Below are 19,545 nucleotides of genomic sequence, written 5' to 3'. Positions count from 1 at the left end.
GTCGCCTGCGCGGGCGGCGCCGGGTACGGGTGGGCCCCGGCGGCGCGGGCGGGGTGCGGCACGCCCGCGCCGGAGCCGCGCCGCGCGGCCCCCCGCCGCTCGCCCGCCTGCTCGTACAGCGCCTTGACCAGCTGCGCGGTACGGGCGATGTGGTAGTAGTCGACGGCCGCGGGCGCGGGCAGCCGGCGCGGTCCCGCGCGGTGCTCCGCGGCCAGCGCGGCGGGCAGTTCGTCCAGGTCGATCCGGCAGGCGCCGGGCGCGTCCTCGGCCGGCACGTCCTCCACGGCGGGGCACGCGGTGTACAGCGCGGGCAGCCCGGCCGCCAGCGCCTCGACCACCGCGAGCCCGAACGCCTCCTCGGCGGAGACCGACACGAACAGGTCCATCGCGGCCAGCAGTCCGGGCACGTCCGCGCCGCCGGAGTCGGTGACGTGGACCCGCTCCACCAGGCCCAGCTGGTGCACGAGCCGCAGCAGCGGCACCCGTTCGGGGCCGTCGCCCGCGAGCAGCAGGTGCACGTCCGGCACGTCGGCGACCGCCCGCACCAGCGCGTCGAACCGCTTGCCGGGCACCTGCCGCCCCACCCCGCCGACGACGTAGGCGCCGGCGGGGATGCGCAGCCGGTCGCGCGTCGCCGCGCGCGAGCGCGGGTCGAAGCGGAACCGGTCCGGCTCGATGCCGTTGGGCGCCAGGCGCACCCGCTCCTCCGGCACGCCCCAGTACACCAGCCGCTCCGCGACCGTCGCGGACACCGCGAGGGTGCCGTGGCCGAGCCGCTCGGTCGCCCGGTACAGGGTGCGGGTGCCCAGGCCCAGCGGCCGGCCCTCGATCTGGGTGGCGCCGAGCGAGTGCTCGGTGGCCACCACGGTGCGCACCCCGGCCAGCCGCGCGGCGATCCGCCCGTAGACGCAGGCCCGGTACAGGTGGGTGTGCACCACGTCGTAGCGGCCGGCCCGCATCAGGCGGGTCAGGCGGGGCAGCACGCCGAGGTCGCGGTTGCCGGCCATCCGCAGGTGGTGCACCCGCACGCCGTCGGCGCGGATCGCGTCGGCCACCGGGCCGGGGTCGGTGAGCGTGGCCACCTCGCACCTGGCGTCGAGGTGCCGCAGCAGCAACCGCAGTTGCTGCTCGGCGCCCCCGACGTTCAGGCCGGTGATGACGTGCAGGACTTTCATGTGTCGCCTCCTGGGGGCGCGGCGGGCGAAGCGGCGAGTCCGGCCCGGCGGCGCCGGTGCACCAGCCGCTTGGCGTGCAGCCGCAGGGAGTTGTCGTCCTCGCCGACGTAGGTGCGCGGCAGGTCGTGGACGCAGGCGAGCGGCCCGGGCTCGACACCGCAGGCGTAGTCGTATCCGGCCTGGCGGGTGGCGAGCATGGTGCGCGCGTCGGCCGCGCCGTAGGGGTAGCAGAAGCCGGCCGGGGCGGCGCCGAGGATGTCCGCCAGCAGGCTGCGGCTCTCGCTGACCTCGGCGTCCAGCTCCGCGTCGTCGAGGTCGGTCAGGCGGCGGTGCAGCAGGCCGTGCGAGCCGACCTCGATGCCGGCGTCGTGCACGGCGCGGATGCCCTCGGCGGTCAGCAGCGGCTTGCGCGGGCCCTCCGGGTCCCAGGCGTTGGTGCCGCCGAGCCGGCCGGGCAGCACGAACAGGGTGGCGGTGTGGCCGTGCGCGCGCAGCAGCGGCAGCGCCTCGTCGAGGAAGTCGGTGTACCCGTCGTCGAAGGTCAGCCCGACCAGCCGGCCGGCCCGGCCGTGGGCGCGCGCGGCGAGCAGTTCCCGGACGCTGACGCCGGTCAGCCCGCGGCGGCGCAGCCAGCGCAGCTGCCCCGCCAGCCGCTGCGGGGTCACCGTGATCCGGTACGGGTCGCCGGCCCGGCGGTCGCCCACCGAGTGGTACATCAGTGTCCAGGGCGCCAGGCTGTCGTCGGACGCGCTGGTGCCGGCGGCTGGTTGTGCGGTCCGCTGCGTGGTCGTCGGTCTGGTCATGGGCGGCCCTTCCGCGTGACGGTGGCGAGCAGGTACGGGACTTCGGGCACCCGGACGGCGAGCGCGGCGCCGGCGAAGACGGCGGGCACCGCCACCGCGCAGGCGGCGACGGCCACCACCGGGTCACCCAGGTGGTGAGCCACTACCCACCCGGCCCCGGTGGCGCACAGCGCGGCGAGGGTGATCCGCCCGATCCGGGGCGCCACCGCGGCCAGGCGCACCGCGACGGTGTGCGCGCCCAGGCCGCGCAGCAGCAGCGCGGCGGTCACGGTGATGCCGAGCGCGTTGCCCGCCGCGATGCCGTACGCGCCCCACGGCCCGACGGCGGCGGCGTCCGCGGCGGCGGTGACCAGCAGGCCCAGCCCCATGGCGGCGGCCGGGTACCAGGTCGGCCCGGCGGCCGAGAAGTACGGCCGGACCAGCGCCCCGACCAGGCTCTGGCCGAGCAGCCCGAGCGCGTAGACGCGCATCACGGTCGCGGTGTCCGCGGTGTCCGCGGCGGTGAACTCGCCGCGCTGGAAGAGGACGTCGATGATCTGCGGGGCGCACGCGATGACGTAGGCGGTGCCGAGCAGCACCACCAGGCAGGCGAGCGCGAGGTCCCGTTCCACCCGGCGCCTGGCCTGCTCGCGGTCGCCGTCGGCCAGCGCGCGCGAGAGCACCGGGAAGGTGACCGTCACGATCATCACCGACAGCGCCATCGGCAACTGGGCGACCTTTTCGGCATAGTTGAGGTGCGAGATGGCGCCGGCGGGCAGCGGGGCGGCGAAGAACCGCTCGACCAGCACCTGCGCCTGGCGGCTGAGGGTGAAGACGACCACCGGTGCGAGCAGGGCCGGCCCCAGCGGGTTGCGGCGCCGCGGGCCGTCCCACCCGGTCGGCGCGGCCGACCGCAGCACCTTCAGGAAGGACGGCAGCTGGGCCGCGACCATCAGCGCGCCGCCGACCGCGACACCGGCGGCGGCCGCCCGCACCCCGAGGTGGCCGTGCAGGGTGAACAGCACCGCCACGATGCCGGTGTTGTAGGCGACGTAGATCGCGGCGGGCGCCGCGAAGCGCCGGTGCGCGCGCAGCGCGGCGCTGAGGTACCCGGCGGCGCCGAAGGTGAGGACGGTCAGCGCGGTCAGCCGGGTGCAGGCGGCCGCGGTGGCCGGGTCTGCGATGCCGGGGGCGAGGACGCGGACGACCCACCCGGCGCCCGCGGCCAGCGCCGCGGTCAGCAGCGCCAGGGCGGCGAGCAGCCGGGGCAGGGTGCCGCGGACCAGGGCGCGCGGGCCCTGGCCCCCGGCGAGCGCCGCACTGAAGGCGGGCACCATCAGCAGCGCCATCGCGTCCTCGATCAGGACGGTCGCCGCGACCTCGGGGATGGTCCAGGCGACGAGGAAGGCGTCGGACTCCGCGCCCGCCCCGAAGAGATGGGCGATGCCCTGGTCGCGCACCAGGCCGAGGACGGACCCGGCGACGCTGAGCCCGGCGGTGGCCGCGGCCGCGTGGGCCATCCGGGAGGAGGGCTCCCCCGGCCCGGTGGGGGAGCCGCCGGGGGCGGGCGCCGGGGTGGCGGCGGCCCTCCCGACGCGCGGGCGGGGCGGGGCGATGTCGAACGGCTCGGGCGCCGGCGCCCACACGTCCGGCGGCTCGGGTTCGGCGGCGGCGCGGACGGCCGGGCGGAGCGGAAGCCGGGGGTCGTCGGCCGGGTGGGTCCAGATGTCGTGGGGCAGTTCCCCGGCGCTCTCGCGCCGCCGCGCGCGCCGGGAGGCGGCCGGTCCGGCGCCGGGGGGCCGGCGGGTCATCGGGCGGGCTCGTCGGTGGAGTTCAGGGCCCACCAGGCGGTCAGGCCGAGCAGGACGGCGGTGAGCGGGGTGGAGGGGCCGCCGATGTCGGCGTACAGGAAGTCCACGGCCTGCCACAGCAGGAGCCCGACGGCGGCGAGGCCCGGGGCGACGGCGCCGCGGGCACGGAGGCGGCCTGCGGCGCCCGGGGCGGCGGCCGTTCGCGGCGCCGGCAGGAGCGGGCGGCGGGCGGCGCGGCGGGCGCGGTACAGGCGGGCGCCGCCGGCGGCGAGCAGCGCCGCCCAGGAGCCGGCGAGCAGCCCGCAGCCGATGAGGCCCTGCTCGGAGAGGGCCAGCAGGTACATGTTGTGCGGGGAGAGCAGGGGTTCGCGGGTGAAGGTCTGCCCGGCGCCCGCGGTGTCGCTGCCGGAGTCGAGGGCGAGGGAGGCGTGGGAGTCGCGCTCGTCGGGGAAGCGCTTGAGGCCGACGCCGGCGGCGGGGTGCTCGCGCCACATCGACAGCGCCGCCGACCACAGGGTGTACCGGTCCGTGACGGACTGGTCGGGCGCGTCGGTGACCTGGGTGATGCTCGCCAGCCGCTGGGTGATCATCTGGGAGCCGACCCCGGCCCCGCCGACCAGCAGCACCGCGCACGCGGCGAGCGCCGCGAGGACCCGTACGGCCTGCCGCCATCCGGCCAGCAGCGCCGTCACCGCCAGCGCGAGCGCGGTGGCGATCCAGGTGCCGCGGCTGAAGGAGACGGTGAGCGGCACCAGCAGCAGGGCCGCGCACACCGCGGCCCCGGTACGGACCGCGCGCCGCCCGGGCGCGAGCGCGTACCCGGCCGCGATGACGACCCCGTAGGCGACGACCGTGGCCATCCCCATGATGTCCGAGGGCCCGAAGGTGCCCACCGCGCGGACGTCCTCGCCCTGGTAGGAGGCGCCGGTCCCGGTGGCGTACTGCCAGACCCCGATCCCGCCCTGGACCAGCGCGAGGGCGACCACCGCGCCCGCGACGACGGCGAAGTCCCGCCGGTCGCGCAGCAGCAGGACGAGCGCGGCCGGCACGAGCACGAACACCTGGGCGTAGCGCACGAACCCGGTGGCCGAGGCGCCCGGGTCGGGCGAGGTGACGGTGGCGACCGCGAAGCCGACCAGGGGCGCCCCGAGGACGGCGGCCGCGGCCGGGCTGAGCAGCCGCCGCCGGTCGCGCAGCAGCCGTACGGCGCAGGCGAGCACCAGCACCGCGCTGGCCGCGTCGGCCGGGGTGACCTTGCCGGACGTGCTGACGTCGCCCGGGGCGACGGGTGCGGCCAGCAGCGCGATGGTGGCGAGCGCGGGCAGCAGGTGGGCGTACTCCGTCAGGTGACGGCATGTCAGTTTACGGGTGTGAGCTTTCGGGTGTCGGGCGCGGCCGGGCGGCGTGCGGAGGGTCAGGGCCATCAGCTACCGCCGAACCGGAAGAAGGACGTCGCGGTGCGGACGATGATCGCGACGTCCTGCCACAGCGACCAGCTCTCGATGTAGTGGTTGTCGAACCTGGCCCGGTCCGGGATGGAGGTGTCGCCGCGCAGGCCGTTGACCTGGGCCAGGCCGGTGATGCCCGCGGGCATGCGGTGCCGGTCCCGGTAGCCGGGCAGCTCGGCGCCGAACTTCTCGACGTAGAAGGGGCGCTCGGGGCGCGGCCCGACCATGCTCATGTCGCCGCGCAGCACGTTCCACAGCTGCGGCAGCTCGTCGAGCGAGGTGCGGCGCAGCAGCCGGCCGACCGCGCTGGTGCGCTCGTCGTGGGCGATGTTCCACAGCGTCGCGGACTCGTTGTCGTCGGCGGGCCGCAGCGTGCGGAACTTCAGCAGGGTGAACGGCCGCCCGCCCAGGCCGATCCGCTCCTGTCGGAACAGCACGCCCGGGCCGTCCGAGAGGCGCACGGCCAGCGCGCAGCCGGCCAGCACCGGGGCGGCCGCGGCCAGCGCGAGCGCGGCGAGCACCACGTCCAGCAGCCGCTTGCCGCGCGGCAGCCGGTGCGGGCGGGCGGTGAACGGGCGGCAGGAGTAGCCCCACAGATGCGCGGACCCGATCCGGTCGGCGACACCGCTGCCGCTCCGCCGCTCGTCCGCCTCGACCTGCCAGATCCGGCAGCCGCGTGCCGTCAGCAGCTCGGCGGCCGCCACCGTGGCCGGTCCGGCCGGGCCGACCACCACGACATGGCGGACCGCGTCGCGCACCGCGACCCGCGCGATGTCCGCGGCGGCGGTCACCGCCAGCCGCGGCAGCGGGGCGGCCGGGGCCGCCATGGGAGCCGTCGCGGTGCCGGCCGCCTCCGGGGCGCCCGGGCGGGTGGCCGGCAGCGTCGTACAGGGGTCCGGATGCCGTGCGGGGTGCGCGGCACGCCCGTCGGGGAAGGCGTGTTCGGGGGCGAGGGTGGCGAACGCCGCCCGGACCAGGTCGTGTTCGCCCGGCCCGTCGGCGTCCGCGGGCGTGGCGAGCGCCACCGGGGCGAGGCCGTACTCGGGGTGTTCGCGCAGCGCGGCCGCCAGGTGATCGGCGGCGGGGGCGGCGCCGACGACCAGGGTCGGGGCCGGGGAGCGGCGGGCCCGGGCGCGGTGCAGGCGGTGCGCGAGCGCGCGCAGGGCGACGGCCGTGCAGCCGGTGAGCGCGGCGGCGTCCAGGAGTTCGGGCCAGCCCAGCGCGCTGTGCCGCTCGGTGGCCGCACCCGCGGCGGCGGCCAGGCCCCAGGCGAGCACCGTGCCGAGCGCGACCGCGGGCACCTCCTCCAGCGCGGCGGGCGCGAGCGCGGGCCGGTAGAGGCCGGCTCTTCGGTGCGCGGCCAGCAGCACGCACAGCAGCACCACGGGCAGCACCGGCGCACCGGCCGGCCCGACCGCGCACAGCCCGGCCGCCGCCGCCAGGCAGTCCGCCGCGACGAGGGCGCGGCCGGGCGAGGGCACCCGGCCGGCACCCGGGGCGCGCGCCGCGGTGTCCGCCCGGGGCGCGGAGTGCTGCTCCGGGACGGTCTCCCGAGCGGTCCGCGCCGCGCGCGCCGACCGGGCGGAGCGCGCCCCCGCGGCCCGGGCGGCCTGCGGCTGCGGCATCACCACCCTCAGGTCGGCGCTCCCGGGGCGCCCTTGGCCCGCGGCGGTCTGCCACCGGCTCGGGTCCGCCGCCGTACGGGTGGCGCTCCGGCCGGGGTGCGGGCCGTACGCCGGGTCGGCCGGGTCGCCGTACGAGGCCCCGGCGGCGTAGGGCGGGTCGCCGAACGAGGCGTCGCCGTAGGCCGCGTCGCCGTACGGGGGCAGGCCCGTCACCGGCCACGGCGGGGGCGGGGCGGGGGCGCCCTCGGGGGCGGCGCGGTCCGGGGTCGCGGGGCGGTTCACGCGGTTCACCGGGCGGGCACCTCGGCCTCGCGGGCGGACCCGGCGGCGGCCGTGCGCGCCAGGTGCGGCACCAGGTCGGCGTACAGCGACCCGACGGCCGCCGCGGCGCCGCGCACGTCGTGCCGGTCGCGGACGTGGGCGAGCGCGCGCAGTCCCGCTGCGGTACGGGTCGCCGGGTCGGCGAGCAGCCGCACCAGCGCGGCCGCCAGCTCCTCCGGTGCGCCCGGGGGCACCACGCACCGCTCGGTGTCGGCGGGCGGCAGGCTCTCCCGGGCGCCGCCGACGTCGGCGAGGACGACGGGACGCGCGCAGGCCATCGCCTCCAGGGGCGCGAGCGCCATCCCCTCCCAACGGGACGGCTGCACCACGACGTCGGCCGCCTGGTACCAGGGCAGCGGGTCCGTGGTGGCGCCGGTGAACAGCACGCTCATCGGGGCCGCGGCCATGAGCTGCCGCCGGTCCGGCCCGTCGCCGACCAGCACCAGCCGGGCCGACGGCAGCCGCGCGGCCACCAGCGGCCAGGCGCGCAGCAGCACGTCCTGGCCCTTCTGCGGGCACATCCGCCCGACGCAGGCCACCACGGGCGTGCCGGGGGCCAGGCCCGCGAGTTCGGGCAGCGCCGCGCGGGCGAGGTCACCGCGCAGCGGCGGCCGGAAGTGCTCGGTGTCGATGCCGTTGGGCACCACGGCCCACCGGCCGCGCACGCCGTGCGAGGCGCCGGAGTCGCGTTCGGCGCCGCTGACGCACAGCACGCGGTGCGCCCAGCGGGCGGCGGCGCGCTCCCAGCGCAGCGCCGCCCAGCCGGCCGGGCCGGACACCGCGTCGTAGGACCAGGCGTGCGGCTGGAAGACGGTGGGGACGCGGCCGCGGGCGGCCAGCCGGCCGGCCAGCCCCGCCTTGGAGCTGTGCAGGTGCAGCAGGCCGGGGCCGGTCGCGCGCAGCACCCGGGCCAGCGACCGCACCTCGGCGGGCAGCGCGGGCCCGGGCGAGCGGCCGGCGGGCCAGGCCGCGACCTCGGCGCCCACGGCGGCCGCCGCGGGCCCCAGGTCGCCGCCGGGCGGGCAGGCCACCACGACCCGGGCGCCGTACGCCACCTGATGGCGTGCCAGGTCGGTGACGACGCGGGCCACCCCGCCGTCCACCGGCTGCGCGACGTGCAGCACCGTCAGCCCGTCGAGCCGGGCTGCTGTGTGCGGCCGGGCGTCCCCGTCGGGGCGGAGGCCCGTGTCGGGCACGGCCGCCCCGTCGTGCCGGGCTCCCCCGGCCACCGCGGTCCGCACGGCGGCGGTCGTCGGGGGGACCTCGTCGTCATGGTCTTGCGGCATCGCGCGCCGTTCCCTTTCTCCGGGACCCGGAGAAGTCCGAAGTCCGGTCGGTACCGCGGCCCGGCCGGCCGGCTCCGGCGGTTCGCCCGGAACGCTGGACCGACCGCGACCGAGGAGCGGTCGACCAGCCGTGGTCGACCGACCTTGATCAACGGGCCGCGTGCACTCAACGAATACGGTGCCTGTCAGGTAATCCCGATGGATTCCCCCTGCACGTTCCCAGACGACCCGGGGTAACCCGTGCAGGACGCGCGGCGCCGCCGGCCCGGAGCTCTGAGCTGGCCGTTTCTTATGACCATCGGATTTCGCGGGTCCGGTGACGCATCGAAGGCGGGGTTCGTCAATCACTCGTGTGGGGGAATGCGTCCGTCATAGGGGCCGCTGGTTATCCGTTCGGGTGAACGTTCATTACCAACGGGCTGTCGCGCGGTTGATCAGACCGGCCCTGGTACCGGGGCCACCCTCTCTTCCCAGAAGGACCTATCGTGATCAAGAAGATCCTCGCCACGGCCGCCGTCGCGGCCTCGCTCGCGGGTGTCTCCGCGACGGTCGCCCCCGGCGCGATGGCCATCGGTGACGACCACGGCACCACCACCGCCAACGGCAACGGCTCCGAGCAGAACTACGGCAACACCTACACCAGCGGTGTGATGAGCCCGTCGTTCGCGCTGATCCAGGGCTCGCTCAACAAGCCCTGCATCGCCCTGCCGGCCAAGGCCAACCTCGGCTCGCTCGTCGGCGTCGTGCCGATCAGCATCCAGGACCTCAACGTGCTGACGTCGCCGCAGAACCAGCAGTGCACCGAGAACTCCACCCAGACCCAGGGTGACGAGCCGCTGTCGCACCTCCTCGACCAGCTGCCGATCCTGTCCGGCAACGGCACGGCCAACCACTGACCCGGCCGACCGCCGACCGGCCAGGCAGCCGACCGGTGCCGCCGGTCCGCCCGGCTCCGTACGGCCCCGGCGCCCGACATCCCCGTCGGGCGGACCGGGGCCGTCGCCGTTTCCGGCGCGCGCCGGAAGGAATTCCGGCGGGCCCGGCATTGCGCGGCGGTCGGGCGGGCGCGGATATCGCGGGAACCGGACGAGTTCCACCGGCCATTCGGGTGGATCGCGTGTTTCGGCGGCCGTTTGGCAGTTTCCTCGGCACCGGGGTGGTCGTTGATCCGGTCGGCAGCGGTGTGCTCGGGTGTGGGAAATGCCCGGCGAACCGTCACGAAGGCCGTGGCGGTGCACGACGCCGTTTCCGGAAAAGGAGTTCACCGTGAAGTACACGAAGGTCGCAGCGGTCGCCGCCGGCACCCTGATGGCGGCCGGTGCCGCTGTCCCCGCGTTCGCCAGCTCCGGCGCCGGCGCCGTCGCGGCCGGCTCGCCGGGCGTGCTGTCGGGCAACGTCGTCCAGGTCCCGGTGCACGTCCCGGTCAACCTGTGCGGCAACACCATCAACATCATCGCGCTGCTGAACCCCGCGTTCGGCAACACGTGCGTCAACGCCGACAACTGACGTCCGCCTGGCAGGCCGCGACAGCGCCCTGATCAGGTACCGCCCCGGAGCGCCGCATCTCTTCGCGCCCCGGGGCGGTGCGTCTGGCGGGGGCCCGCGAAGCGCCGCGCGCCCCTGAGAAGCGAAGTCGAAAGAAGAGTCGATGCGACAGATCCTGAGCCGGAGTCTGCTCACCGTCGCTGCCGCGAGCAGCGTCCTTGCCGCGACCGGGGGGTACGCACAGGCGGATTCCGGCGCCGACAGCACCGCGACCGGTTCGCCCGGCCTGCTGTCGGGCAACTCCGTGCAGGTCCCGGTGGACGTGCCGGTCAACGCGTGCGGCAACACGGTCGACGCCCCCGGGCTGCTGAACCCCTCGTTCGGCAACTCCTGCGGCAACACCTCGTCCCCGGCGCCGACCACACCGCCCGCGCAGGTGCCGCCGCCGCGCACGGAGAACCCGCCCACACCGTCGAAGACCCCGCCGGCCACCCCGGTGCAGCACCACCAGCTGGCCGAGACCGGGCTGAACGGCCACACGGCGGGCTTCGCGGGTGCCGCGGGCGCCGCCCTGCTGCTGGGCGGGGCGCTGCTCTACCGGCGTTCCCACACCGCGGCGCGCTCCGCGCGCACCTCCCCCCGCAACCGCTGACCGCAGACCGCTGACCGCCGGCCGCCGACCCAGGCTGCCGGCCCGACCGCCGACCGCTCCCGCCGACCGCTCCGGCGGGGCGCCGCCCTTTCGCCCGGGAAAAGCGGCTAGTACGAGAAATGCGCCGAGGTTCCGCACGTAAGGGTGATTGTCGCGGCGGTGGCCTGATTTCCGTTTCCTGTGGATCGGCGCGGTCGTTGTTCAGCGTGCCGGACTTCGGCGCTCCGACGGCGTTCCACGGCACCCCGACTTCCCAGGGTCGGGTCGCCGGCTCTCGGCTAAGGAAAGGGTGGCAAGTGAAGTACTCGAAGGTTGCGGCGGTACTGGCCGGTTCGGTGATGGCGGCCGGGGTGGCCGCACCTGCCTTTGCGGACGACACCGCCAGCGCCCCCGTCTCGGTCGACAACATGTCGACGATGCCCACGAGCATCAACGGCGGAGTGGACCAGGCGCTCAACGAGCAGCCGTTGCAGAAGGTCGCGGACGCCACGCACGTCCAGTCCGTCCTGAACACCCTCCAGGGCGCCACCGACTCCTTGCAGGGCGCCACCGGCCCCGCCGGGTCCGCCCTTTCGGGTGCCACCGGCGCCGTGCCCGGCGGCACGCTGCTCGGCGGTCTGCCGCTCGGCAGCCTCCCGCTCGGCTGATCCCGCCCGCCGGTTCTCCGGCCCGCCCGGCCCTTCCCACCCGGTTGTTACCCCGTCGGAGTGAAAGGCCGGAACCAAAACCCGCTGGAGCGGTTGATCAGGTCGCTCCAGACCTTCCAGAACAGTGCGACAAGCACCAAAAAAAGGGACAACAATGATCAAGAAGATGCTTGCCGGTGCTGCTCTCGCCGCGTCGGTCGTCGCTGTCGGTGCCACCGCCGCCCCGCAGGCCATGGCGATCGGCAACGACGAGGGCACCACCACGGTGAACGGCAACGGCGCCGAGCAGTCGTTCGGCAACACCCTGACCGGTGGCACCCAGAGCCCCCAGATCGGCCTGGTCCAGGGCACCCTGAACAAGCCGTGCCTCGGCGTGCCGGTCAAGGCCAACGTCGGCTCGCTGGTCGGCCTCGTGCCGATCACCGTCCAGGACATCAACGTGCTGACCTCGCCGCAGAACCAGCAGTGCACCGAGAACTCCACCCAGGCGCAGGGCGACGAGCCGCTCTCCCACATCCTGAGCAACATCCCGGTCCTGTCCGGCAACGGCGTGGCCAACCACTGAAGCACCCCCGGCCGCACCGCGGCCCCCGGCCGGTGACGCTCGCCCCCCGAGCCGAACCGGCCCGCTCCACCCGTACGGGCCGCCGGCCTTCCCCCCTCGCCGGCGGCCCGTCGCCGTGCCCGGCCGCTGTCGGCGCCTGCCGCTACGGTCGGACGATGCCCAAGACGACGTACTTCACGGCGACGAGCATCGACGGCCGCATCGCGGACGAGGCAGGCTCGCTCGACTGGCTCTTCACGGCCGACCGGGGCGGCGAGGGCAGCAGCCGCTTCCCGGCGTTCTACGGCACCGTCGGCGCCTTCGCCCTCGGCGCCACCACCTACGAGTGGGTGCTGGAGCACGAGCAGTTGCTGCGGCAGCCCGAGAAGTGGCGCGAGTGGTACGGCAGCACGCCGTGCTGGGTCTTCACCCACCGCGAGCTGCCGGCCGTGCCCGGCGCCGACATCACCTTCGTCCGCGGCGACGTCCGCCCGGTCCACGACGCGATGGCCGCGGCCGCCGGGGACCGCACGATCTGGCTGATGGGCGGCGGTGAACTGGTGGGCCGGTTCGCCGACGAAGGGCTGCTCGACGAGCTGGTGCTCGGTGTCGCACCGGTCCTCCTCACCGGCGGCGCCCCGCTGCTGCCGCGGCGGCTGGAGTCCGACCGCCTCACCCTGACCTCCGCCGAGCAGGTCGGCGGCTTCGCCTATCTGACCTACGCCGTCGGCCCGGCCTGAGCAGCGGCGCCGCACCCGGCGCGACGGTTCCGGCCCGCGGTCGGTAGGGTCCTGCTGACCTGCTGCTTCCCCCCTCCGAGGTGTCCGCGTGAGCTCCGACCCCGCGCCGGTGACCGTCGTCGGCATCGGCGCCGACGGCTGGGACGGGCTGCCCGAGACCTCCCGGGCCGCGCTGCGCGCCGCGGACACGGTGATCGGCGGCCCGCGCCAACTCGACCTGCTGCCGCCGGAGTGCACCGGGCAGCGGCTGCCGTGGCCGTCGCCGCTGCGGCCCGCGGTGCCCGCCCTGCTCGCCGCGCACGCCGGCCGCCGGCTCGCGGTGCTGGCCAGCGGCGACCCGTTCTTCCACGGCATCGGCCGGGCGCTGGCGCAGACCGCGGGCCCCGCCGCGCTGCGGGTGCTGCCGCACCCCTCGTCCGTCTCCTACGCCTGCGCCCGGCTCGGCTGGCCGGTCGAGGACATCGCGGTCGTCTCGGCCGTCGGCCGCCCGGTCGCCGCGCTGGCCGCCGCCCTGCACGACCGCCGCCGGCTGCTCGTGCTCAGCGCCGGCGCCGCGACCCCCGCCGAGGTCGCCGCGCTGCTGCGCGACCGCGGCTTCGGGCCGAGCCGGCTGCGGGTGCTGGAGCAACTCGGCGGCCCCCGCGAACAGGTGGCCGCCGACGGCACCGCCGCCGGCTGGCCGCACCCGCCCGGCGACCCGCTCAACGTGGTCGCCGTCGACTGCCGCCGCGACACCGCCGCGCCGCGGCTGGGCGCCGTACCCGGGCTGCCGGACGAGGCGTACGAGCACGACGGCCAGCTCACCAAGCGCCATGTGCGCGCCGCCACCCTCGCCGCGCTGGCGCCCGCGCCCGGCGAACTGCTCTGGGACGTCGGCGGCGGCTCCGGCTCCATCGCGATCGAGTGGATGCGCACGCACCCGTCCTGCCGGGCCGTCAGCGTGGAGCGCGACCCGGTCCGCGCCGCCCGGATCACCGCCAACGCCGACCGGCTCGGGGTGCCCGCGCTGCGGGTCGCCGTCGGTGCCGCGCCCGCCGCGCTCGCCGAACTCCCGGTGCCCGACGCCGTGTTCGTCGGCGGCGGGCTCACCGCGCCCGGGCTGCTCGACACCTGCTGGGACGCGCTTCCCGCGGGGGGCCGCCTCGTGGCCAACACGGTCACCCTGGAGTCCGAGGCGCTGCTCGCCGCGCACTACCGCCGCCGCGGCGGGGAGCTCGTACGGCTCTCGGTCGCGCACGCCGCACCCGTCGGCGGCTTCACCGGCTGGCGGCAGGCGATGCCGGTCACCCAGTGGGCCGTGGTCAAACCGGCCGCACCCGCAGGACCCGTAGGAGGGGCAGACGTATGACCGTGTACTTCATCGGCGCCGGGCCCGGCGCCGCCGACCTCATCACGGTGCGCGGCGCGCGGCTGCTCGCCTCCTGCCGGGTCTGTCTGTACGCGGGGAGCCTGGTGCCGCGCGACCTGCTCGCGGACTGCCCGCCCGGCGCCGAACTCGTGGACACCGCGCGGATGGATCTCGACGCCATCACCGAGGCGCTGGTGCGCGCGCACCGCGACGGCCACGACGTGGCGCGGCTGCACTCCGGGGACCCGTCGGTGTTCAGCGCGGTCGCCGAGCAGATGCGGCGGCTCGACGCCGCCGAGGTGCCCTACGAGGTGGTCCCCGGGGTGCCGGCGTTCGCCGCCGCGGCGGCCGCGCTCAAGCGGGAGTTGACGGTGCCGGCGGTCGGGCAGACCGTGATCCTCACGAGGGTGGCGCAGCGGGCCACGCCCATGCCGCCCGGGGAGGACCTGCCGACCCTCGCGGCCAGCGGTGCGCTGCTCGTGCTCCACCTCGCGGCCGGGTACGCCGAGCGCGTCGTCGCCGAACTCCTGCCGCACTACGGTGCGGACTGCCCCGCCGCGGTGGTCGCCTACGCGAGCCGGGCGGACGAGGTCGTCCTGCGCGGGACCCTCGCCACGATCGCCGGCCAGCTCGCGGAGGCGGGCATCCGCCGCACCGCCGTCATCATCGTCGGGCGCACCCTGGGGGCTTCCTCCTTCCCCGACAGCCACCTCTACTCCCCCCTCCGGGGGCGCCCCTGACCCCCCGCCACCCCGCCCCCTGCGGTCGCGGGACCACCCCCCCGGCGGTGGCTCGTCGCGCAGTTCCCCGCGCCCCTGGGTAGTGCCCCTTGCGGTGCGTGCCTGTGTGGCGGTGCGTGGTGGCTGGTCGCGCAGTTCCTCGCGCCCCTGGGTGGTGCCCCTTGGGGTGGTCGGTCAGTTCCTCGCGCCCCTGGGGGCGGTTGGTTCGCGGCGCGCTGCTACCCGCGCTTGGCGGCGGCGAGCAGCTTGATCAGGGGCGCGGGGAACTGCGCGACGAGCCACGACGCACCGGCAGGCGCACACGCACCGCAGGGGGCAGTCGCTCGGGTGTTCCACGTGGAACATTAGGGTGGCCCCGTGCATGTGCTGGTGCTCGGAGGTACGACCGAGGCGAGGCAACTCGCCCGGCTCCTGGCCGCGCGCGAGCGCACCGTGACGTCGTCGCTCGCCGGGCGCGTGGCGGCCCCCACCCTCCCGGAGGGCAACGTCCGGATCGGCGGCTTCGGCGGCGTCGAGGGAATGGCGCGCTGGCTGCGCGAGCACCATGTGGACGCCGTGGTGGACGCGACGCACCCCTTCGCGGAGCGGATCAGCGCCAACGCCGCGGAGGCGGCCACCCGCACGGGAGTGCCGCTGCTGGCGCTGCGCCGCCCCGGCTGGACCCCGGTCCCCGGCGACGACTGGCGCTTCGCGGACTCGCTCGCCCAGGCCGCGCAGTTGCTGCCGGACCTGTCGGACCGGGTGTTCCTGACGACCGGCCGCAGTGGCCTCGCGGCCTTCGCCGGGCTGGACGGCCTGTGGTTCCTGGTGCGGTCGGTGGACCCGCCGGAGGGCGAGGTGCCGCGGCGGATGACGGTGCTGCTGGACCGGGGCCCGTACACGCTCCAGGGGGAGCGGGAGGTGCTGCGGGAGCACCGGATCGGGGTGCTGGTGACGAAGGACAGCGGGGGTGCGGCGACCGCCGCGAAGCTGGTGGCGGCACGGGAGGCGGGGCTGCCGGTGGTGGTGGTGCGCCGGCCGCCGGTGGTGGCGGGGGTGGAGGTCGCCCAGGACGTGGAGCGGGCGGCGCGGTGGGTGCGGGAGCGGGTGGGCTGAGGGCACGGCGGCGGGTGCGCGGTGCCCTCAGCGCTGCGGGTGGTCCGGCGCCCGGGGGAGGGCGCCGTCAGTCCCGGGGGTAGGTCCGCGGCGTCCAGACGACCTGCTCGCCGCCCCCGCGCACCACGGTCCTGGTCTGGGACGACCCGACGATCAGCAGGGTGCGCATGTCGACCTCGTCCGGGTCCAGTTCGGCGAGGCGGACGATCCGCACCCGCTCCCCCGGCCCGCCGACGTCGCGGGCGACCACCACGGGCGTGTCGGGAGCACGGTGCTCCAGCAGGAGTTCGCGCGCCTTGGCCACCTGCCAGGTGCGGCTCCTGGAGCCCGGGTTGTACAGCGCCAGCACCAGGTCCGCGGCGGCAGCCGCCCGCAGCCGCTCGGCGATGACCTCCCACGGTTTGAGCCGGTCCGACAGGGAGACGGTCGCGTAGTCGTGGCCGAGCGGCGCACCGACCCGCGCGGCCGCCGCGTTCGCCGCGGTCACACCGGGCAGCACCCGTATCGGCACGTCCTGGTACGGCGGTTGCGAGGCCGCCTCCACCACGGCGGTGGCCATCGCGAAGACCCCCGGGTCGCCGCCGGAGACCACGGCCACCCGCCGCCCCCTGCGGGCCAGGTCGAGGGCGAACTCGGCGCGCTCGGCCTCCACCTTGTTGTCGCTGCCGTGCCGCCGCTGGCCGGACCGCACCGGCACCCGGTCCAGGTAGGTGGTGTAGCCGATCAGGTCGTCCGCGGCGGCCAGCGCGCCGCGCGTCTCGGGGGTCAGCCACAGCGGCCCGGCCGGACCGGTGCCCACGACCACGACCTGCCCGCGCCCGCCGCCGTCGGCGTCCGCCTCGGACACCGCCGCGGGTGCGGCCGTCCGCGGCTCCGTCGCGCCGCCCCGGCTCGGCAGCACCGCCACCGCGAAGTACGGCACCGACTCCGGGTCCACCTCGGCGAGTTCCGCGGTCCGCTCACCGGCCATCGTGGCCCGCTCGACGTACCGCGCGTCCGCCAGCCGCCCCGAGCGCTCCAGCGCCCGCCGCACCGCCGGGAACGTCCGGCCCAGCTTCAGCACCACCGCGGTGTCCGCCGCCGCCAGCCGCGCGGCCAGCTCCTCCTCCGGCAGCGTGCCGGGCAGCACCGTCAGCGACTCCTCGCCCTCCACCAGCGGCGCCCCCAGCCGCGCGGCCGCGCCCGCCATCGACGTCACCCCGGGCACCACCTCCGTCGGGTACCGGTCGGCCAGCCGCTTGTGCATGTGCATGTACGACCCGTAGAAGAGCGGGTCGCCCTCCGCCAGCACGGCCACGCTGCGCCCCGCGTCCAGGTGCGCCGCCAGCCGCGCCGCGGCCTGCTCGTAGAACTCCTCCATCGCGCCCTGGTAGCCGCCGGGGTGGTCGGTGGTCTCGGTGGTGACCGGGTAGACGAGCTGCTCCTCGATCTGGCCCGCGCGCAGGTACCCCGCCGCGATCCCGCGGGCGATCGACCGGCCGTGCCGCGCGCTGTGGTACGCCACCACGTCGGCCGCCGAGATCACCTCCACGGCGCGTACGGTCAGCAGCTTCGGGTCGCCGGGGCCCAGGCCGACCCCGTAGAGCCGCCCCACGCTGTCGGATGCGGCCGTCTCGTGGGCCGCTGACGGACGGCTGCTCATTCTTCCTCGCTCGCGATCGCGTTGAGCGCGGCGGCCGCGATGGCGCTGCCGCCGCGCCTGCCGTGCACCACCAGGTACTCGAGGGCCGACGGGTCGGCGGCCAGGGCCTGCTTCGACTCGGCCGCGCCGACGAAGCCGACCGGGACGCCGATGACCGCGGCCGGCCGCGGGCCGCCCGCGGCGACGAGTTCGAGCAGCCGGAACAGCGCGGTGGGCGCGTTGCCGACCGCCACGACCGCGCCCTCCAGCCGGTCCCGCCACAAATCCAGGGCCGCCGCGGTGCGGGTGGTGCCGAGTTCCGCGGCGAGCGCGGGCACCGACGGGTCGCCCAGCGTGCAGATCACCTCGTTGTCCGCGGGCAGCCGCTTGCGGGTCACCCCGCTGGCGACCATCGCGGCGTCGCACAGGATCGGCGCCCCGGCCCGCAGCGCCGCGCGGGCCCGCGCGACCACGCCGGGCGAGTACGCCAGGTCGGCGACCAGGTCGACCATGCCGCAGGCGTGGATCATCCGCACCGCGACCTGGGCGACGTCCGCGGGCAGCCCGCCGAGGTCCGCCTCGGCGCGGATCGTGGCGAAGGAGCGGCGGTAGATGGCCGCACCGTCCTTCTCGTACGCGTAGGGGTACGCGGAGCCCGGGGGGACCGGGGGCACAGGGGGCACGGTGGTCTCGCTCATTCGGTCGGCGCGCCGCGGCGCGCGGCCGCCACGGTGGCGGCGAGGTCGGCGGGCCGGGGGTGGGCGCTTCGCAGCGGGGCCCCGGTACGGAAGAGGTCCACACGGTAGCCGTTCGAGGTGGCGACGACTTCGACGCGGTCGGGGGTGCGGGGGCGGCCGCAGGCGCGGGAGCAGCCGGACCAGTGGACGGGGAGGGGGCGGGGGGTGGTGCCCCCGGGTTCCCCGCTCCCGGGTTGTGTGCCCTCGGGCTGTGTGTCCCCGGGTTCCCCGCTCCCGGGGGTGGGGCGGGAGGGCTCGGCGTCCCCGGGTGCCGGGTGGACGAGGGCCGCCGCGTCCGCGCGGACGTCGGCGAGCGACTTCGCGCAGCCGGGCCGCCCGGCACACGCGCTCACGCCCACCCACGGGGAGCCCGGGTCCGTCACCAGTCCGGCCGCCGCGAGCGCGGCCAGCTCCGCCCGGGCCCGGTCGGCGGGCACCCCGGGGACGACGGCGCCGCGCCACGGGGTGAGCCGCAGCTGCGCGGCCGGGGTGCGGGCGGCGAGCGCGCACAGGGCGCGCCACTGGTCGGGGGTGAGGCGGCCGAGGGGGGCGAGGACGGAGAGGGCGAGGGGGCCGCCGGGGGCGGCCGGGTGCGGGATGGGGCCGATTGCGGGGGGCACTGTGGGTGCTGTGTGTGCGGCTTCCCCCCGGGTGCCGGCGGGGGAGGCGGCGGGCGGGGCCGCGGTGGTGGCGGGCGGTGCGGTGAGACGGCCGGCGAGGTCCGCGGTGAGGGCCGCGCCGCGGTCGGGCAGGTCGGCCACCCGCCACGCGGTGGGCTCGCCGCCGCCGTCGGGCGTGGCCGCGGCGAGGAAGCCCTCCGCGGCGAGCAGTGCGGCCCGGGGCGCGTCGGCGGCGGGAAGGCGGAGGGCCGGGTTGCGGCCGACCCGCAGCAGCGCCGTCCCGTCCGGCGCCGCGCGCAGCGTCACGTCGGGTCCCAGGGCCGCGACGTCGCCGCGCCCGTCGTCCAGCGCGAAGAGGAACCGCCCGGACAGCGCCGCGGCCGCCGCGCTCCCGCACAGCAGCCCGTCCAGCTCCCGCAGCCAGCCCCCGACGTCCAGGTGCCCCTGCCCGTCCAGGCCCGACAGCGGCGACGCCACGACGTTCCGTACCCGCTCGTGCGCCGCAGACGGCAGCAGCCCGGCCGCGCCCAGCAGTTGGGCCAGCTCCGCCCCGCAGCCCGCGGCCAGGCCGCGCAGTTGGACGTTGCCGCGCGAAGTGAGATGGACATCACCGTCGCCGAACCGCCGGGCCGCCTCGCCCAGCCGTTCGGCCTGCGCCGCGCCGAGCGCACCGCCCGGGACGCGGACCCTGGCCAGCGCGCCGTCGTCGGCGGTGTGCAGCCGAAGGGCCCCCGGGCAGGCGTCCGCCCGGCCGCGCGGGGCCCGGGCGGCTTCCCCTACCGCCGCGTTGACGTCCGCCGGGCATGCGTCGGCGGTCGGCCGCGGCGGCTGGACGGGCTGGTCGGGGGCGGTGGACATGGCGGCGAGC

Annotated in this window: 17 protein-coding genes and 1 pseudogene; 9 read left to right on the top strand and 9 right to left on the bottom strand. The window is 77.0% G+C overall.

What is annotated here, in order from left to right; all coding sequences use genetic code 11:
- Positions 1–77: 77 nt before the first annotated feature.
- From WA788_RS03460 to WA788_RS03435, 6 genes and pseudogenes are all read right to left on the bottom strand, one after another.
- A pseudogene (locus WA788_RS03460) lies at positions 78–1,175 on the bottom strand (glycosyltransferase); the annotation flags it as partial.
- On the bottom strand, positions 1,172–1,978 hold the full coding sequence (locus tag WA788_RS03455; protein WP_443033963.1) for a polysaccharide deacetylase family protein: 807 nt from the start codon (positions 1,976–1,978) through the stop codon (positions 1,172–1,174). The gene WA788_RS03455 and the pseudogene WA788_RS03460, both read right to left, overlap by 4 nt.
- Entirely contained in the window at positions 1,975–3,768 is a 1,794-nt protein-coding gene (murJ, locus tag WA788_RS03450; protein WP_335971447.1) for a murein biosynthesis integral membrane protein MurJ, read from the bottom strand. Before murJ ends, WA788_RS03455 begins: the two co-directional genes overlap by 4 nt.
- Positions 3,765–5,192, bottom strand: coding sequence for an O-antigen ligase family protein (locus tag WA788_RS03445; RefSeq protein WP_335971446.1), 1,428 nt, complete (start codon positions 5,190–5,192; stop codon positions 3,765–3,767). Before WA788_RS03445 ends, murJ begins: the two co-directional genes overlap by 4 nt.
- Positions 5,192–7,132, bottom strand: a complete 1,941-nt coding sequence (locus WA788_RS03440; protein WP_335971445.1) for a sugar transferase — start codon at positions 7,130–7,132, stop codon at positions 5,192–5,194. The genes WA788_RS03445 and WA788_RS03440 overlap by 1 nt, the downstream gene beginning before the upstream one ends.
- A complete protein-coding gene (locus tag WA788_RS03435; protein WP_335971444.1) occupies positions 7,129–8,448 on the bottom strand; it encodes a glycosyltransferase in 1,320 nt (439 codons plus the stop codon). Before WA788_RS03435 ends, WA788_RS03440 begins: the two co-directional genes overlap by 4 nt.
- A gap of 485 nt (positions 8,449–8,933) precedes the next feature.
- Here WA788_RS03435 and WA788_RS03430 point away from each other — a divergent pair, with 485 nt between their 5' ends.
- The 9 genes from WA788_RS03430 to WA788_RS03390 all read left to right on the top strand — a co-directional run bounded on the left by WA788_RS03430 (position 8,934) and on the right by WA788_RS03390 (position 15,699).
- Positions 8,934–9,344 (top strand): rodlin, encoded by a 411-nt coding sequence (locus WA788_RS03430; protein ID WP_335971443.1) that lies wholly within the window; start codon positions 8,934–8,936, stop codon positions 9,342–9,344.
- Positions 9,345–9,714: 370 nt separating this feature from the next.
- The gene (locus WA788_RS03425; protein ID WP_335971441.1) at positions 9,715–9,954 is read left to right on the top strand and encodes a chaplin; all 240 of its coding nucleotides are present in this window, start codon (positions 9,715–9,717) and stop codon (positions 9,952–9,954) included.
- Positions 9,955–10,096: 142 nt separating this feature from the next.
- On the top strand, positions 10,097–10,585 hold the full coding sequence (locus tag WA788_RS03420) for a chaplin (RefSeq protein ID WP_335971439.1): 489 nt from the start codon (positions 10,097–10,099) through the stop codon (positions 10,583–10,585).
- A 296-nt stretch (positions 10,586–10,881) separates the two neighbouring features.
- Complete coding sequence (locus tag WA788_RS03415) at positions 10,882–11,232, top strand: hypothetical protein (RefSeq protein ID WP_335971436.1); 351 nt, start codon at positions 10,882–10,884, stop codon at positions 11,230–11,232.
- Between the two features lie 154 nt (positions 11,233–11,386).
- Positions 11,387–11,797, top strand: a complete 411-nt coding sequence (locus WA788_RS03410; RefSeq protein ID WP_335971434.1) for a rodlin — start codon at positions 11,387–11,389, stop codon at positions 11,795–11,797.
- A 155-nt stretch (positions 11,798–11,952) separates the two neighbouring features.
- Positions 11,953–12,516, top strand: coding sequence for a dihydrofolate reductase family protein (locus tag WA788_RS03405; RefSeq protein ID WP_335971432.1), 564 nt, complete (start codon positions 11,953–11,955; stop codon positions 12,514–12,516).
- A gap of 88 nt (positions 12,517–12,604) precedes the next feature.
- Entirely contained in the window at positions 12,605–13,864 is a 1,260-nt protein-coding gene (gene cbiE / locus WA788_RS03400; RefSeq protein ID WP_335971430.1) for a precorrin-6y C5,15-methyltransferase (decarboxylating) subunit CbiE, read from the top strand.
- On the top strand, positions 13,861–14,604 hold the full coding sequence (gene cobM, locus WA788_RS03395; RefSeq protein ID WP_335971428.1) for a precorrin-4 C(11)-methyltransferase: 744 nt from the start codon (positions 13,861–13,863) through the stop codon (positions 14,602–14,604). The genes cbiE and cobM overlap by 4 nt, the downstream gene beginning before the upstream one ends.
- A 357-nt stretch (positions 14,605–14,961) precedes the next feature.
- The gene (locus WA788_RS03390; protein ID WP_335971425.1) at positions 14,962–15,699 is read left to right on the top strand and encodes a cobalt-precorrin-6A reductase; all 738 of its coding nucleotides are present in this window, start codon (positions 14,962–14,964) and stop codon (positions 15,697–15,699) included.
- 67 nt (positions 15,700–15,766) lie between these two features.
- On the opposite strand, the gene WA788_RS03385 is transcribed toward WA788_RS03390, so the two are convergent.
- From WA788_RS03385 to WA788_RS03375, 3 genes are read right to left on the bottom strand one after another with little or no spacing between them, the layout of a single operon-like run.
- Positions 15,767–17,341, bottom strand: a complete 1,575-nt coding sequence (locus tag WA788_RS03385; protein ID WP_335971423.1) for a precorrin-2 C(20)-methyltransferase — start codon at positions 17,339–17,341, stop codon at positions 15,767–15,769.
- Entirely contained in the window at positions 17,338–18,018 is a 681-nt protein-coding gene (locus WA788_RS03380; protein WP_443033962.1) for a precorrin-8X methylmutase, read from the bottom strand. The genes WA788_RS03385 and WA788_RS03380 overlap by 4 nt, the downstream gene beginning before the upstream one ends.
- Positions 18,015–19,535: a precorrin-3B synthase gene (locus WA788_RS03375; RefSeq protein WP_335971417.1), complete on the bottom strand. Its 1,521-nt coding sequence runs from the start codon at positions 19,533–19,535 to the stop codon at positions 18,015–18,017. Before WA788_RS03375 ends, WA788_RS03380 begins: the two co-directional genes overlap by 4 nt.
- Positions 19,536–19,545: the final 10 nt, after the last annotated feature.

It is taken from the genome of Streptomyces sp. CA2R106, from assembly GCF_037034245.1.
Classification (GTDB): Bacteria; Actinomycetota; Actinomycetes; order Streptomycetales; family Streptomycetaceae; genus Actinacidiphila.
The sequence above is the reverse complement of the archived record's forward strand: the minus strand, read 5'-3'. Positions and strand labels throughout refer to the sequence as shown.

Coding starts and splice junctions, on each gene's coding strand:
- WA788_RS03455 (WP_443033963.1), bottom strand. CDS start 1,978: ATGACCAGACCGACGACCACGCAGCGGACCGCACAACCAGCCGCCGGC.
- murJ (WP_335971447.1), bottom strand. CDS start 3,768: ATGACCCGCCGGCCCCCCGGCGCCGGACCGGCCGCCTCCCGGCGCGCG.
- WA788_RS03445 (WP_335971446.1), bottom strand. CDS start 5,192: ATGGCCCTGACCCTCCGCACGCCGCCCGGCCGCGCCCGACACCCGAAA.
- WA788_RS03435 (WP_335971444.1), bottom strand. CDS start 8,448: ATGCCGCAAGACCATGACGACGAGGTCCCCCCGACGACCGCCGCCGTG.
- WA788_RS03420 (WP_335971439.1), top strand. CDS start 10,097: ATGCGACAGATCCTGAGCCGGAGTCTGCTCACCGTCGCTGCCGCGAGC.
- WA788_RS03410 (WP_335971434.1), top strand. CDS start 11,387: ATGATCAAGAAGATGCTTGCCGGTGCTGCTCTCGCCGCGTCGGTCGTC.
- WA788_RS03405 (WP_335971432.1), top strand. CDS start 11,953: ATGCCCAAGACGACGTACTTCACGGCGACGAGCATCGACGGCCGCATC.
- cobM (WP_335971428.1), top strand. CDS start 13,861: ATGACCGTGTACTTCATCGGCGCCGGGCCCGGCGCCGCCGACCTCATC.
- WA788_RS03385 (WP_335971423.1), bottom strand. CDS start 17,341: ATGAGCAGCCGTCCGTCAGCGGCCCACGAGACGGCCGCATCCGACAGC.
- WA788_RS03380 (WP_443033962.1), bottom strand. CDS start 18,018: ATGAGCGAGACCACCGTGCCCCCTGTGCCCCCGGTCCCCCCGGGCTCC.
- WA788_RS03375 (WP_335971417.1), bottom strand. CDS start 19,535: ATGTCCACCGCCCCCGACCAGCCCGTCCAGCCGCCGCGGCCGACCGCC.